Raw genomic sequence first — 14,803 nt, forward strand, 5'->3', positions numbered from 1 at the left:
GATTATCTCTCGTGGATGATTTGAGTACACCTTATACCCCCAAATCTGGCTTAGCCCAAGCAAAATCGGGAGTACATAGAATAGATGTGTGTTTTATAACATTTTCTAAACACAAAGTTCATAAAGATAGACTAGTTCTGTCACTTTTCTCTTCCAAACTTCCTCTCGCTCAATGACAACACTCTGAATCCTGCATCTTGAAGTCACTTGGGTATACAAACCTATAATTCAACCTAACACTGGGAAAGCAACACCATGAGTAAGGAAACCTTCGACGCGACGCGTTACAACCAGAGTAATAACAAGCCTTTTGAAGAAGTACTGGAAGCGAGCCTATCTCGACGCAGTATCCTGAAAGGTGGTTTGGGGGTCGGTGCAATGACCGCTTTTGGTGCATTTGGTCTCTCTGGGTGCAACTCCTCTAGCTCGGGCACTTCGGCGGGGAATAGCTCTGGCGTTTCAAGTGCAGTCCTCAATTTTGATTCGATTCCTGGCTCACTGACAGATGCTGTTTCGATTCCGCAAGGTTACGTCGCACAAGTGTTGGTGCCTTGGGGGACGCCTTTAAATGCACAAGGTAATGCTTGGAAAGACGATGGCAGCAACACGAGTGCCGATCAGCTTAATGCGCTTGGTATGCACCATGACGGCATGCATTTCTTCTCACTAAACGACAGTGACACCGATGGATTACTGTGTATTAACCATGAATACATTGATACCTCAGCATTGCACCCAAGTGGTCCTACTGTTGTGGGCGGTGCGCGTACTATCGTCGATGAAGTACGTAAAGAAATTAACGCCCACGGTGTCTCTGTGGTTCGCATTCAGCTTGAAGACAACATGTGGAAACTGGTTGATACCGATCCACTAAACCGCCGTTATACTGGTGCGACAGTGATGGATCTCTCGGGCCCCGTGGCAAATACAGACCTGACTGTTACGCGCTTTTCGCAAGATGGTAGCCAAGCACGTGGCACATTAAACAACTGCGGTAATGGTTTTACGCCTTGGGGCACTTACCTAACGTGTGAAGAAAACTGGCCGGGCTATTTCGTTAATGCTGGTGTTCGTACTGAAGAACAAGATCGTATTGGTGTTGATGATGAGCGAACTCGTTATCTTTGGGAAACGTTGGCTGGTAATGCTGAAGAGCGTTTGGATGAGTTTACACGATTTAACGTTGAACCAACCGGAGCAAGCGCATTGGACGATTACCGTAACGAAGCGAATGGTCATGGTTACATTGTTGAAATCGACCCATACACGCAAAACTCGCGTGCGAAGAAGCGTACTGCACTAGGTCGTTTCCGCCATGAAGGCTGTACGTTTGGTAAACTTGAAGAAGGCAAACCTGTGGTGTTTTACTCAGGTCATGATTCTCGCTTCGAGTACTTATACAAATTTGAGTCGGCGGCAGCATGGGACCCAGCAGATGCAAACCCGACAAACCGTTTGGTCACTGGCGATAAGTACATGGATGAAGGCACACTGTATGTGGCGCGCTTTAATGAAGACAGTTCTGGTACTTGGTTACCACTGACACTAGACAGCGCGACAGTCTCTGGTGGCACATTGGCAGACAACTTTAACTCGTTGGCTGAAATTATTCTTAACACAGCAGGTGCGGCGGATCTTGTCGGTGCGACGCCAATGGACCGCCCTGAGTGGTGTACTGTTGACCCATTCACAGGCTCGGTTTATCTAACGCTGACGAATAACACCAAACGTACGGATGAGACCAACCCTGCGAACCCACGTTTGAACAACAAGTTTGGTCACGTAATCCGTTGGGATGAAGGGGAAGCGGCGACAGACTTTACTTGGGATATCTTCGTGTTTGGAGCTCCTGCTAACGGCGATGCGGACACTAACCGTTCCAGCCTGACAGAACTGAATCAATTTGCGAGCCCAGATGGATTGGCGTTTGATCCTCGTGGCATCCTGTGGATTCAAACGGATAACGGCGCAGATGAAGTGACGTCTTACACCAATGACCAAATGCTTGCTGTCGTGCCTTCAAAACTGACGGATGAAAACGGTACGCAAGAGGTGATTGGTGCAGATAACCAAGCTGAGCTGAAGCGTTTCTTTGTTGGTCCTAACGGCTGTGAAGTGACGGGCTTTACCATTAGCCCAGATTACAAGTCCTTGTTCGTGAACATTCAGCATCCGGGTAACTGGCCTTACAGCGACAATGCTGCGGAAGAAACACCTGCGGGTATGAAACTGCGCCCACGTGCCGCAACGGTGGTTATTCGCCGTGAAGACGGTGGTGAAATTGGCGTTTAGTCATGTGACTGAATTGGAATCGGGAATAAGAAAAGCCCTGCGTTTGCAGGGCTTTGCTGTTTTATATCTAAATAAACATGCACTTTGTATCTAGGCTTGTATCTAGATAATAAGCTTAGTTTTTCAGTGAGCCGCCCGCAGTGCGAATCACATCTTGATACCAGAAGAAGCTCTTCTTACGTTTACGTTCTAATGTACCTTGACCATCGTTGTGGCGATCAACGTAGATGTAACCGTAACGTTTGCTCATTTCAGCGGTTGAGTTCGCGACCAAATCGATGGGTCCCCAACTGGTGAAGCCCATCAGCTCAACGCCATCCAGGATCGCTTCATGTGCTTGTACAAGATGGTCGTTCAAGTAAGCGATGCGGTAATCATCTTGAATCTCACCGCTTTCATCGATTTCATCACGTGCACCTAATCCGTTTTCTACGACGAACAGCGGTTTTTGGTAGCGATCGTGAAGGAAGTTCAGCAGAACGCGCAGACCTTTTGGATCGATCAACCAACCCCATTGGCTCTTCTCAAGATATGGGTTTGGTACGCTATCGATGATGTTACCCACTTCTTTTTGTTTCGGATCCGCGCTCGCACAACCACTTGCGTAGTAGCTGAATGAGATGAAATCGACACTTGCTGATGCGATCTCTTCTAAATCGCCTGCTTCCATCTGAATTTCAATGCCATTTTTACGGAAGTAACGCTTCATGTAGCCAGGGTATTGACCACGTGTTTGTACATCACCGAAGAACAACCACTTGTTGTTTTCATGCATTGCAGCAAGCACGTCATCAGGGTTACAAGTGTACGGGTAGTTGATTGCGCCAAGTAGCATGTTACCAATCTTGCCGTTTGGTACGATTTGCTGACACAGTTTTACCGCTTTTGCGTTTGCGACTAGTTGGTGGTGAATCGCTTGGTAAATCTCTTGTTCACTGGCATCTTCTTGCAAACCAACACCAGTAAATGGTGCGTGCAGTGACATGTTGATTTCGTTGAACGTTAACCACAGCTTCACTTTGTCTTTGTAGCGATCCAGCACGGTGCTAGCATAACGTTCGAAGAATTCGATGACGCGGCGATCACCCCAACCGCCGTAATTTTCAACCAGTGCGTAAGGCATTTCGTAGTGAGATAAGGTCACGAAAGGTTGGATGTCGTGCTTCGCCAGTTCATCAAAAATTTTATCGTAGAACGCCAAACCTTCTTCGTTAGGTTCTAGCTCGTCACCGTTCGGGAAGATGCGGCTCCATGCCAAAGACAGACGCAGACAGTTAAAGCCCATCTCTTTAAATAGCGCAATGTCTTCTGGGTAGCGATTGTAGAAGTCGATCGCCACGTCTTTGATACCCGGCGTACGTTCTTCACGGGTTTGATGCGGACTCAAAATACCGTTTGGCAGCATGTCTGATGTCGATAACCCTTTACCCCCAAGGTTGTACGACCCTTCTACTTGGTTTGCAGCAATAGCACCGCCCCAAAGAAAATGTTCAGGAAACTTAATCATGTTTCTCACTCTTTATCGTTTTGAAGTGTATGTTTTCTGTGTTCGAGAATAGTGTAGGTCAAGGAGGGATTCTTGTATCGAGATCGTGTTTTTCTCAAACGACGGGGATGCTTAGTTCTAACGGTGGTTTTGTAATCGATCCAAAATCACGCTGACTTGAACAATAAAGTGAAAATCAGCCCATTTTGTTCATTTTTATTCACGATAATTTGCCCGTTCATATCGCGCATATTATTAGCGGTGATCGCTAATCCCAGTCCTAATCCCTTACCAATTTTCTTTGAGGTTTGGAATGGTTCGAACATGGATTCAAGCATTTTATCCGAGACGCCGCAGCCATTATCACTTACCGTGAGCTCTACTTGATTGTCGGTTGGGGTGACGATCAAACTCAGCTGTGGATTGGCGGTTTGGTCCATTGCATCCAATGCATTCGACACAAGGTTGCCAAGGACCTGTAGTAGCCGTTGTTCTTCACCCATGATGTTAGGTAAGTCATGAGGAACGCGCACACGTACGTCCACGTTCTCTAATTGGGATTGGTACACCCGCAAAGTATCTTCGAGTGCAGAGGTGAGAGAAATTGTCTGTAAGCTTTCTGGTTTGTTGTAGGCGAACGTCTTTAACTGACTGGTCATGCTTGCCATGCGATCAATCAGCTTCTGTACCAAAACATTGTTGGCTTTCATCATCTCCGTTTCGCCACGTTCTGCCAACAGTTCGTTTGTGGTGAGCAGGGTACGCAAGCCTGTCAGTGGCTGATTGAGCTCATGAGTGATCGCGCTCGACATGCGACCCAAAGCGGCCATTTTGCTCGATTCAATCAACTGGCTTTGCGCTTCTTTTAGCGCTTGAGTACGCTCTTCTACCCGCTGCGCCAGCTCTTGGTTTACTTGTTGCAGCGATTGCTCAGCTTTTTTCCGCTTAGTGATGTCGATGATTGTTGCAAGGAAATACTGCTCACCATGCCAAGGGAAACTGGTCAGCGAGAACAGTACAGGGAAGACGCTACCGTCACTGCGTCTGGCAATGGTTTCAACCGTGCTGATCTCTGCGAGCTCTTTATGTTTAGGCAAGTCCTTTAGTAACTTAAGTGTGGTGGAATTGGGATTACCTGCGTCGAATAATTCCCAAGCAAAAGCGTGTCGATTGACGCTTTCTGGCAAACAGAACAAGCGCTTTGCCATTGGGTTGAGATCGAACAATTGTCCTTGTTCATCAATCAATAGCAAACCTACGTGGGTCTTATTGATCATCTGTTTCAAGCGGCGTTGGGACTCTTCCAACAGGGCTTGAATTCGCTGTTGGTTGATGTGCTTTTGGCGACGTTGTAGACCAATGATGACGAGTAGTACAGCCAATAAGAGCAGCGCCGCTACGCTCCAACCAATCACGTTTATGGTTTGTTGAATCGGCTTAGAAGGGGTGAGGTAGCTTACGTACCAATTCAAATCATCCAATTTAACGGTGTGCGCAAAATAACGTTGTTGGTTGAGCGTCCACACACTGATATTGGTGTTGTCGTATAAGCGTTGCGTTTCTAACTGAACGGTGTTGCTCGGTTCGTTAAACCAGTCAGCATTATAAAGCGAGCTACTCGATAGGAAAAAGCGTTGTTGGCGATTTTGCAACGTAATGATGTCTTGGCTAGTAATGGTCTGTTCGGTCAACAGGCTGAGGTTGATTTGCACCACCACAATGCCTGCGATATCCAGACCGTCGTAGATAGGGGCTGCAAGATAATACAACGGGCTCGAACCTTTGGTTTTGTTCACCAAGGAAACACCGCCGCCTTGATTGTGAATTTGTTCCACAATGGCTTTCCGGTCAGACAGGCTAAAGCGCTCTTCGATCAAACTCGATACCAATACTTCGCCAGAGTTAGACAGGATTAACCACCCTTCTGTATTGGCAGCTTTATCGAGTTGAGTCAGCTGGGTTTGCAACGGTTCGTAATAAGTTCGGTTTCCTTTCACAAACGCGATGGTTTCTGGATTGTTGGTAACAAGGTAAGGCAGATGGTAGAAGCGTTTAAGTGCACGGCGAACTTCACCAATATAGTCGAGCAGCTTTTGCTGAGCTTCGGTTTGAGTTTGCACACTTAACCATTGACGGGCGACCTCTCTACTGGCGCTATAGCAAGACAACATCAGCACTGCCGCAATTGCGACCACAAGCCATGTTTTGCCATTCCTTTTGCGCTGCATACTGACTCCATTCAGCTAGTGCGTTCTCACCGAGAGTCATTAAAGAGTGCGCCTAACTGGTTGGATGTTAAAGACTTGTAATCAAGAAGTGAGATCTAGCTCCTTTTCTCCTCAGTGGTTTTTGCTACCGTTAACAAAGAGCGATTTCTTTCCCACCCCATAAAGCAGGCAGTAACTCATGGCTTTTGACGACATCCCTAAAATTGCACTTATCGAAGACGATGACATTGTTCGTCAGGCTACCAGTCAGTGGTTGCAACTCGCGGGGTTCGACGTGACCGCGTTTAGTTTGGGGGAGGAGGGCAAAGCCGCCATTCTTAGCCAAGAATTTGATGCGATTGTCAGTGATGTTCGCCTGCCGGACACCGACGGCTTGTCGATACTAGAAAGCCTGATTGCCAATCACATTCCAACGCCGGTTATCTTGATCACCGGACATGGTGATGTCGATATGGCAGTAGGGGCGTTGCAAAACGGTGCGTTCGATTTTATCGAGAAACCTTTCCAACCTGAGCGCCTATCCCAGCGAGTGACCGATGCGGTCGAGAGTTATCGCGCACAAACTTCTACTCAAGATCGCCAAGAGTATCTGTCTAGCGTTAGCGGCTTAGAAGAAGTGTTGATTGGGCGAAGCCGAGTGATGCAACAGCTTAGAGAACAAGTTGCCAAGTTAGCGCGCATTGATACTAACGTGATTATTTACGGTGAAACAGGTTGTGGTAAAGAGCTGGTAGCGACCAGTTTGCACAATGAAAGCCAACGCAGCCCCCATCATTTTGTGCCAATCAACTGTGGTGCTATTCCTGAGAACCTGTTTGAAAGTGAGCTGTTTGGGCACGAAGCAGGGGCATTTACCGGGGCAGGTAAAAAGCGCATTGGTAAATTGGAATACGCGGATAAAGGCACCTTATTCTTTGATGAAATCGAGAGTATGCCACTGTCTATGCAGGTGAAAGTCTTACGTTCATTACAGGAACATACAGTAGAGCGCGTTGGGGGCAATCAACAGATCTCGGTTGATTTGAGAGTGATCGCCGCTGCGAAAGAAGATCTCAATGATCATGGCGAGTTTCGTCAGGATTTGTACTACCGCCTCAATGTGGCGCAGATCTATTTGCCACCACTACGTGAGCGAGAAGAAGACGCGTTGATCTTGTTCGAACACTTTGCTCTGAAAAGTAATCCAGGGAGTCGTCCGCTGAGTGAAGCCGATAGAAAAGCCATTCTTGCTTACGCTTGGCCCGGTAACGTGCGTGAGCTGAGGAATGTCGCGATGCGTTTTGCACTGGATGAAACCGTCTCCGTGATGGAAATTCTCTCCAGCCGACCATCTTCTACAACCGAAGAGACACAAGCAGGCGTTCCATTGGCGATTCAGCTACACAACTTTGAACGTAAAGTGCTGCATGACTCGCTAGTTCGACACGAAGGACGAATTACGGATGTGATGGTCGAGCTAGATTTACCGCGCCGAACCCTCAACCAAAAGATGCAGAAGTTTGGTTTAAATCGCTCTGACTATACATAGAAAAAACGGCTTCTGAGGAAGCCGTTTTTTATTGAAGTATTTTTTGTTGAGGTGCTCGCTAATCTACGCTTGGTTTACCAACTCGGTGTGTTGTTGGTTTGCCTTACGGGTAAAGACGACACCCACAATCACCATCGCAATCGTCGGAACAATCCAGCTTGCAAAGTAGTGGTACAGCGGCATGTTGCTGTCTAACCATTGGTTTGCGGCTTCTGGCATGTAACCTAGGATGTGCAGCGCATCAACACAACCAAACGTTAGAGCAGTGAACGCCGTCGCGACGACCATGATTTGCGACATCTTGTTACGCACTGGTGCCATGATCATCAATGCAATCGCTACTGGGTGAAGCGCCACAACGGCTGGCAATGTGATAGCCAATAGTTGCTCTAGACCTACGTTAGCGATCAAACCTGCCAATACCATGGTCGTGATCACGCAGCCTTTGTAGTTCACTTTGCTGAAAGTGTTGTCGTAAAACTCACTGCCTGCTGTGGTTACGCCGATAGCAGTAGTCAAACACGCCAATACCATCACGGCACCTAGTAATAGTGAACCAAATGCGCCGAAGTGGCTGAAGGTGAATGCCGTTAAGATGTCGCCGCCGTTACTGAACTCAGAACCCAAGTATGAGCTTGTCGAACCAATGTAAGCCAATGAGATGTAGACAAATGCCATGGCAACGGCGTACATCAAAGCTGCGATCAGCGTGTATTTTGCGGTGGCTTTCGGACAATCCACACCCATGCTGCGAATCGCTCGGAAGATGATCCAACCAAAACCGATAGAACCTAGCGCGTCCATGGTCATGTAGCCTTGGGTTAAGCCTTCAGCAAATGCGCCAGATACATATGGTCCCGTTGCAGTAGTAAGCTCGCCGGCTGGATAAACCAGAGCGGTTACAGACATGATCACTAAAATAGCCATCAATGCCGGGGTTAAGATCTTGCCTAGGTTGTCGACTAATTTGCCCGGGTATAGCGCAAACAAAATGGTGATAACACAGAAAGCAATTGTGAAAGGTACCAAAGCGGCATCACCAAACATTGGTGCAAAGCTAAATTGGTAAGCCACGGTAATCGCACGTGGTATTACGAATGCAGGACCAATCACGATAAATACCATTACCCAAAAACTGGTCGCCAAAGGTTTAGGTAGGGCGGCGGTTAATTTGTCTGAACCGTTTACGATAGCGACCATCACCAGTGCCATTGCAGGCAGACCTACGCCCGTTAAGAGGAAGCCAGACATCCCGCTCAGAAAGTTTTCACCTGCTTGGTAACCCAAAAATGGAGGGAAGATCAGGTTACCCGCGCCTAAGTACATGGCGAAAGTCATGAAGCCCAAAGCGGCGATATTGCGTGCGCTTAACATTGTTATTCCTCTTATGTTTCGCTTGGAAGAAACTGAAAGGAATGGGAGGAGTATGTGGTGTTCCCGTCAGCTTCTTCTCAAGCTGACAGAAAGTTTAGATATAGCCTGTCAGCTCTGAATCAGTTCCAGAGAGAGCAGGAGGATCGCAGCAGCAACGCCAGATGGGCGTTTTAAAGCGAATTGTGATTGCGCAGTTGCTGACATGAGTGATCCTTAGTGACAAAAAAGCACCAAGGAATACGTTTGCCTTGGTGTGTAGTTACCCTAACGAACATGAGGCTATTGGCACAACCCCGAAGTAGAAAATAAGTTGATACGGTCAATGTTTGTTTCTGAACTGGTGGATCGAACTGGTTTTTAAACTCAAAATTAGAATAAATGACTTTTCATTTCATTAACATGGCTTGTTTTGCTGTATTTTTGTGCTATTTGTAGTCGTTTAGGCTATAAACCTCCGCTGGTAAAGTGAGCAGTTTAGAATGATGCGCTTTTTCTTCTTATTGTTAAGACGCTCATTAGTTGCAGTTCAATCCAAAATTGCATCGGCAAAATATTGCTTATTAGTGAATCGTGCATTTATTTTGTCTTGATCACATTTTATTAACCTTTTGCGATCTAGGCGTGCAACCTTCTCCTCTTGAATAAGCAAGATCTTGCTCATCGCTTTGCTATCAAATCAGCATAATTTTGCTCATTTTTGATGTCTTTCTGTACTTATGTCAATAAATACAATGACTTAAAAGTTGGCATTTCAATTGCTTTAGGGAATTTGTTGTTAATAAAGATTTAACATGATGTAAATCCCCAATCGTGAAACGACTACACGGAGAGTAATAATGAAAATGAATAAGCTGGTAAAAGCTTTGGCTGTCGCTGTGACTTCTTTTGGTATTGCTGCTAACGCTGCGGCAGAAGATCGTAGTTACATTCTTGCAACGGCATCGACAGGTGGTACTTACTACCCTGTGGGCGTAGCGTTGGCGACGTTAAGCAAAGTGAAATTGGCACCAAAGCACCACTTCTCCCTTTCTGCAATCAGCTCTGCGGGCTCTGGTGAAAACGTCAAACTGCTGAACGAAAACGAAGCACAGTTCGCGATTCTACAAGGTCTTTATGGTGCGTGGGCTTGGTCTGGTGAAGGTCCTTATGAGAAGAGCGGTCGCCAAGAGCAGCTGCGTTCAGTCTCTATGCTGTGGCAAAACGTTGAGCACTTTATTGTTCGCTCTGACTTAGCAAAAACTGGCACAGTGACTGACCTGAACAACCTAGATGGCAAGAAGTTCTCTATCGGTAAGAAGAACTCTGGTACTGAGAACTCGGGTCGCCAAATCATGAAAGGTCTGAAGGTCGACCCTGATAAATTCAATCTTGCTTACATGGGCTACGGCGGCAGCGCGAGCGCACTTCAAAACGGTACCATTGACGGCATGAACACGCCTGCAGGTGTACCTGTTGGTGCGGTTACTCAAGCTTTTGCTGCGTTGGGTAAAGACATTTCGATTCTTTCGTTTACCGATGAGCAGATTAAAGAGGCGAACGGTAACTACAACCTATGGACGAAGTACGAGATCCCAGCGAACACCTATCCAGGTCTAGATAAACCGATCACCACCATTGCACAGCCAAACTTCTTGGCTGTTCGTGAAGATATCTCGGAAGAAGACGTTTACCAGCTAACCAAAGCGATCTACGAGAACCTGCCGTTCCTACAAGGCATCCACAAAGCAACAAAAGCAATGGCGATTGAGAAAGCGATTGCTGGTTTGCCAGTGCCTCTTCACCCAGGCGCAGCGCGTTACTACAAAGAAATGGGCATCGAAATCCCATCAGATCTAATGGCGAAATAACGCCTACTTAGCCCCGAGTTTCGGCTCGGGGCATTTTATCCCTACCGATTTCTAAGATGGAAAAAGCCGCCAGAGCTTGGAGTATGAGATGAGCGACTCAATAGAAAAGGAATTGCAGAAGTTTGAGCTGCCCACGCGCACTGATTTTCCGTGGGTAACCACCACAATTACAGTGTTTGGCGTGGTGTTGTCTGCTTTGCACATTTGGTTTAATACCTTATCGACGTTACCAGAGTTATGGATTTCCGCGACCCACTTTGCTGGCTTTGCGGTGATTTGTGCGCTTTGGTATCCGGCTCATATCTCTCTCAAGCAGAGTAAGATTGCACTCGGTATCGATGTGTTAATTGCTATGGGCGCGGTCGCGTGTTTGCTCTACATTCCCTATGCCGAAGATGCGCTGTACGAACGCGGTGTGAAGTTCGTGACCAGCGATTGGGTCTTCGCCATCATGGCAATTCTGATTGTTATTGAGCTGATTCGACGCACCATGGGCTGGTTTATTCCAGTGCTGATTGTGGTGTGTCTCAGTTACGTTGTGCTCTGGGGTAAGTGGGCAACAGGTATTTTCCACTTTCCGGGTTTGAGCATGGAAACCTTGCTCTACCGCAGTTTCTATTCCTCTGAGGGCATGTTTGGCTCTATTTCGCGCATCAGTTGGACTTTCGTATTCATGTTCATTCTGTTTGGTGCGTTTCTCGTTCGCTCTGGTGTTGGTGATTACATCATCAATGTGGCACGTGCTGCGGCTGGCAAAATCATTGGTGGTCCGGGTTTTATCGCAGTGATTGGCTCCGGTTTGATGGGCTCAGTATCTGGCTCAAGTGTGGCAAATACGGTTTCCACCGGTGTTATCAGTATTCCTTTAATGCAAAAAGCAGGTTTCCCTTCGCGCTTTGCGGCGGGGGTTGAAGCTGCAGCGTCGACAGGTGGTCAGTTGATGCCACCAGTGATGGGGGCGGGTGCTTTCATCATGGCGTCTTACACGCAAATTCCTTATGTTGATATCATTGCGGTTTCTTTCATTCCTGCTCTTATCTATTTCTTGTCTGTTGCGTTCTTTGTGCGTATTGAAGCCAAACGCAGCGGCGTTCAGAAGATCACGACCAGTGATGAGTCTCTATTAAAAGTGTTGATCAGCGGTTGGCACAACCTTATCCCGCTGGCGGTATTGGTTACTTTGTTGGTTCAAGGCTTTACGCCAACTTACGCTGCTGGTCTATCGATCATTTCAGTAGTGGTGGCGTCTTGGTTCTCGAAAGATCACAAGATGGGACCAAAAGCGATCATCGAAGCGCTATCGCAAGGTGCGAAAAACATGGCGACAACAGCCGTATTGCTGGTGGGTATCGGTTTGGTGATCAACGTGATCAGTACAACGGGCATCGGCAACACCTTCTCATTGATGATCGACGGTTGGGCGAATGGCGACTTGTTCATCATGATCGTTCTGATTGCGCTCGCTTCTCTTGTTTTGGGTATGGGTTTACCTGTGACAGCGGCGTATATTGTATTGGGTACACTGTCTGCCCCTGCGCTTTACAAGTTGATTGCAGAGAACCAATTGCTTGAATTGATGGTATCGGGTCAATTGCCTGAACAAGCAAAAGCCATCTTTATGTTGGCGGCGCCAGAAAAGTTGGAACTGCTTAACGCACCAATGGCGTTGGAAACCGCGAAACAAATGGTGGCGCTAGTACCTGCGGACTTTATGGAAACCCTACTAGAGCAAAGTTTGGGTATGGAAGCGGTAGGCTTGGCATTGCTGGCTGCTCACCTCATCATCTTCTGGTTATCGCAAGACAGCAACGTTACGCCTCCAGTGTGTTTGACCGCATTCGCTGCGGCAACTATCGCGAAAACACCCCCAATGCGCACTGGTTTGATGGCGTGGAAAATCGCCAAAGGTTTGTATCTTGTACCGCTGTTGATTGCTTACACAGGCTTAGTAAGTTGGGATGTGACGTCAGTGATTACCGTGGGTTTCTTTGCCATCATCGGTACCTATGCATTGATTGGTGCGATTGAAGGCTACTTGGAAGGTCCTCTAAACATTCTGACGCGTCTCTTGTTGGTAGTGGTGGGTACATTGCTGGTTTGGCACGACATCCCAATCTTGGTTCGTGTGGCAAGCTGCGCGGTATTTGTCGCGGTGTTCATTTACAGTGGTCGTAAGTTCAAATTGCAACAATCTCAACTATCGGTTTTATAAGAGGTCGTATGAAATCAGTCTATGACTACATTATTGTCGGTGGCGGTATCGTCGGCGTATCGACAGCATGGCAACTGCAACAACGTCACCCAGACAAATCCATTTTATTGGTTGAGAAAGAGTCCGGTTTTGCCAAGCACCAAACCGGACACAATAGCGGTGTGATTCATGCTGGGGTGTACTACGCTCCGGGCAGCTTAAAAGCGGATTTTTGTAAGCGTGGGGTAGAGCGAACCATTTCGTTCTGTGCAGAGCACGATATCCCGGTGGAGAACTGTGGCAAGTTACTTGTTGCGACAAACGAGCAAGAAGTCGAACGCATGAATGCCCTCTATGAGCGCTGCCATGTCAACGGCATCGACGTAAAGCTACTAGATGAAGTTCAACTCAAACTGGCTGAGCCAAACATCACTGGCTTGGGCGCGATTTATGTCAAAACCACCAGTATTGTCGACTATCGTTTGGTCACTGAGCAGATGGCGGAAGAGTTCAAAAAGCTCGGCGGGCAAATCAGCCTGAGAACCAAAGTGGTGGCTGCCGAAGAGAAGGACGAAGAAGTTCAACTGACCTGTATTTCAGACGGTCAAACCATGCAGCTCAATGCTAAGTTCTTGGTCACTTGCAGCGGCTTGATGGCGGATCGCATGACTAAGATGATGTCTATTCCGACCGATTTCCAAATCATCCCTTATCGTGGTGAATACTACCGCTTAGATAGTAAACACGACCAAGTGGTGAATCATCTTATTTATCCAATTCCAGACCCTGATTTGCCATTCTTAGGTGTCCACCTGACTCGCATGATTGACGGCAGTGTGACCGTCGGTCCAAATGCGGTGCAAGGCTGGAAGCGGGAAGGGTACGACAAGGTCAACTTTAGCTTGCAAGATACCATGCAAATGCTCAGATTCTCCGGTTTCTGGAAGGTGACACAAAAGCATCTAAAAACCGGATTGGATGAGTTTAAAAACTCATGGTGGAAGCCGGGCTATCTCAAATTGGTCAACAAATACTGCCCAAGCATCAAGGTGGAAGATCTCAAACCATATCCTGCGGGTATTCGTGCGCAAGCGGTGTTGTCTGATGGTACCTTGGTTCATGACTTCTTGTTTGCTGAAAGCGCAAGAAGCCTGCACGTTTGCAACGCACCGTCTCCCGCAGCGACATCTGCAATGCCCATTGGGGAATATATTTGCGATAAAGTGAATGAGAAGATAGAGGCGAAAATGGTATAAAACAAAGGCGACTAACCTGTCGCCTTTGTTGTATTTGAATCTGGGAATTAGGAGTTGCCATCTTTAGGGCAAAGTTCGCCCTTCTTGGCGTGTCTTTCGATCATGTAATCGCCGCGGGCGCTGTGCAACACAATCGCATTCCACACTTCCCCGTCTTTGAGTTCAAACTCCATCGCGTAGTGTATGCCGCCAACGACTTGAGTTCTTACATCATTGATTTGTTTTAGCTTATCCGTCGCGTTCATTTGATGCAGAATCATACTGAGTGAGCGCTCCGCATCTGGTGTAACTTTCGCAATCTGCCAACCACCTGGTATACCACCTTGTGAGCTGCAGATGGCTTGCATTTTCTTCTTCAAAGCTGGTGACATTTGTTTGTCGACTGCAAATGTGCTGGTTGCAAATGGCAGGGCAGATAACACCAAAACAGCCGTCCACATCATCCTTAACTTCATAATTCACTCCGTTGTTTTGCTATTGATTGAGTATAAGCACGACTTTCACGGTTTACATAATCACGAGGCATTCCGTAACAGCTCATAGATACGTATCGGAAAGATGAAAGAGTTAAAAACGATCGCCTTTCGATGGCTATTCGTAA

General features: G+C 47.2%; 9 protein-coding genes. 5 read left to right on the forward strand and 4 right to left on the reverse strand.

The window, feature by feature from the left end:
- Window positions 1-255: 255 nt before the first annotated feature.
- Window positions 256-2,292: a PhoX family protein gene (locus OH463_RS10905; protein ID WP_269991246.1), complete on the forward strand. Its 2,037-nt coding sequence runs from the start codon at window positions 256-258 to the stop codon at window positions 2,290-2,292.
- Window positions 2,293-2,407: 115 nt separating this feature from the next.
- Here OH463_RS10905 and OH463_RS10910 read toward each other — a convergent pair whose 3' ends face one another.
- Complete coding sequence (locus tag OH463_RS10910; protein WP_269991247.1) at window positions 2,408-3,799, reverse strand: glycoside hydrolase family 1 protein; 1,392 nt, start codon at window positions 3,797-3,799, stop codon at window positions 2,408-2,410.
- A 146-nt stretch (window positions 3,800-3,945) separates the two neighbouring features.
- On the reverse strand, window positions 3,946-6,006 hold the full coding sequence (locus tag OH463_RS10915) for a sensor histidine kinase (protein ID WP_269991248.1): 2,061 nt from the start codon (window positions 6,004-6,006) through the stop codon (window positions 3,946-3,948).
- A gap of 178 nt (window positions 6,007-6,184) precedes the next feature.
- On the opposite strand from OH463_RS10915, the gene OH463_RS10920 reads away from it, so the two are divergent.
- The gene (locus OH463_RS10920) at window positions 6,185-7,534 is read left to right on the forward strand and encodes a sigma-54-dependent transcriptional regulator (RefSeq protein WP_045487088.1); all 1,350 of its coding nucleotides are present in this window, start codon (window positions 6,185-6,187) and stop codon (window positions 7,532-7,534) included.
- Window positions 7,535-7,597: 63 nt separating this feature from the next.
- On the opposite strand, the gene brnQ is transcribed toward OH463_RS10920, so the two are convergent.
- The gene (gene brnQ / locus OH463_RS10925; RefSeq protein ID WP_045487086.1) at window positions 7,598-8,908 is read right to left on the reverse strand and encodes a branched-chain amino acid transport system II carrier protein; all 1,311 of its coding nucleotides are present in this window, start codon (window positions 8,906-8,908) and stop codon (window positions 7,598-7,600) included.
- 836 nt (window positions 8,909-9,744) lie between these two features.
- Between brnQ and OH463_RS10930 the strand changes: the two genes are divergently transcribed.
- The 3 genes from OH463_RS10930 to lhgO all read left to right on the forward strand — a co-directional run bounded on the left by OH463_RS10930 (window position 9,745) and on the right by lhgO (window position 14,202).
- Window positions 9,745-10,755, forward strand: coding sequence for a TAXI family TRAP transporter solute-binding subunit (locus OH463_RS10930; RefSeq protein ID WP_005374185.1), 1,011 nt, complete (start codon window positions 9,745-9,747; stop codon window positions 10,753-10,755).
- Between the two features lie 88 nt (window positions 10,756-10,843).
- Window positions 10,844-12,967 (forward strand): TRAP transporter permease, encoded by a 2,124-nt coding sequence (locus OH463_RS10935; RefSeq protein WP_269991249.1) that lies wholly within the window; start codon window positions 10,844-10,846, stop codon window positions 12,965-12,967.
- Window positions 12,968-12,975: 8 nt separating this feature from the next.
- Window positions 12,976-14,202, forward strand: coding sequence for an L-2-hydroxyglutarate oxidase (lhgO, locus tag OH463_RS10940; protein WP_269991250.1), 1,227 nt, complete (start codon window positions 12,976-12,978; stop codon window positions 14,200-14,202).
- 47 nt (window positions 14,203-14,249) lie between these two features.
- Here lhgO and OH463_RS10945 read toward each other — a convergent pair whose 3' ends face one another.
- Window positions 14,250-14,657, reverse strand: a complete 408-nt coding sequence (locus OH463_RS10945; protein WP_269991251.1) for a cystatin — start codon at window positions 14,655-14,657, stop codon at window positions 14,250-14,252.
- Window positions 14,658-14,803: the final 146 nt, after the last annotated feature.

Source organism: Vibrio sp. NFR, assembly GCF_027587095.1.
GTDB lineage: Bacteria > Pseudomonadota > Gammaproteobacteria > Enterobacterales > Vibrionaceae > Vibrio > Vibrio harveyi.

Coding starts and splice junctions, on each gene's coding strand:
- OH463_RS10935 (WP_269991249.1), top strand. CDS start 10,844: ATGAGCGACTCAATAGAAAAGGAATTGCAGAAGTTTGAGCTGCCCACG.
- OH463_RS10915 (WP_269991248.1), bottom strand. CDS start 6,006: ATGCAGCGCAAAAGGAATGGCAAAACATGGCTTGTGGTCGCAATTGCG.
- OH463_RS10930 (WP_005374185.1), top strand. CDS start 9,745: ATGAAAATGAATAAGCTGGTAAAAGCTTTGGCTGTCGCTGTGACTTCT.
- brnQ (WP_045487086.1), bottom strand. CDS start 8,908: ATGTTAAGCGCACGCAATATCGCCGCTTTGGGCTTCATGACTTTCGCC.
- OH463_RS10905 (WP_269991246.1), top strand. CDS start 256: ATGAGTAAGGAAACCTTCGACGCGACGCGTTACAACCAGAGTAATAAC.
- OH463_RS10920 (WP_045487088.1), top strand. CDS start 6,185: ATGGCTTTTGACGACATCCCTAAAATTGCACTTATCGAAGACGATGAC.
- lhgO (WP_269991250.1), top strand. CDS start 12,976: ATGAAATCAGTCTATGACTACATTATTGTCGGTGGCGGTATCGTCGGC.
- OH463_RS10910 (WP_269991247.1), bottom strand. CDS start 3,799: ATGATTAAGTTTCCTGAACATTTTCTTTGGGGCGGTGCTATTGCTGCA.
- OH463_RS10945 (WP_269991251.1), bottom strand. CDS start 14,657: ATGAAGTTAAGGATGATGTGGACGGCTGTTTTGGTGTTATCTGCCCTG.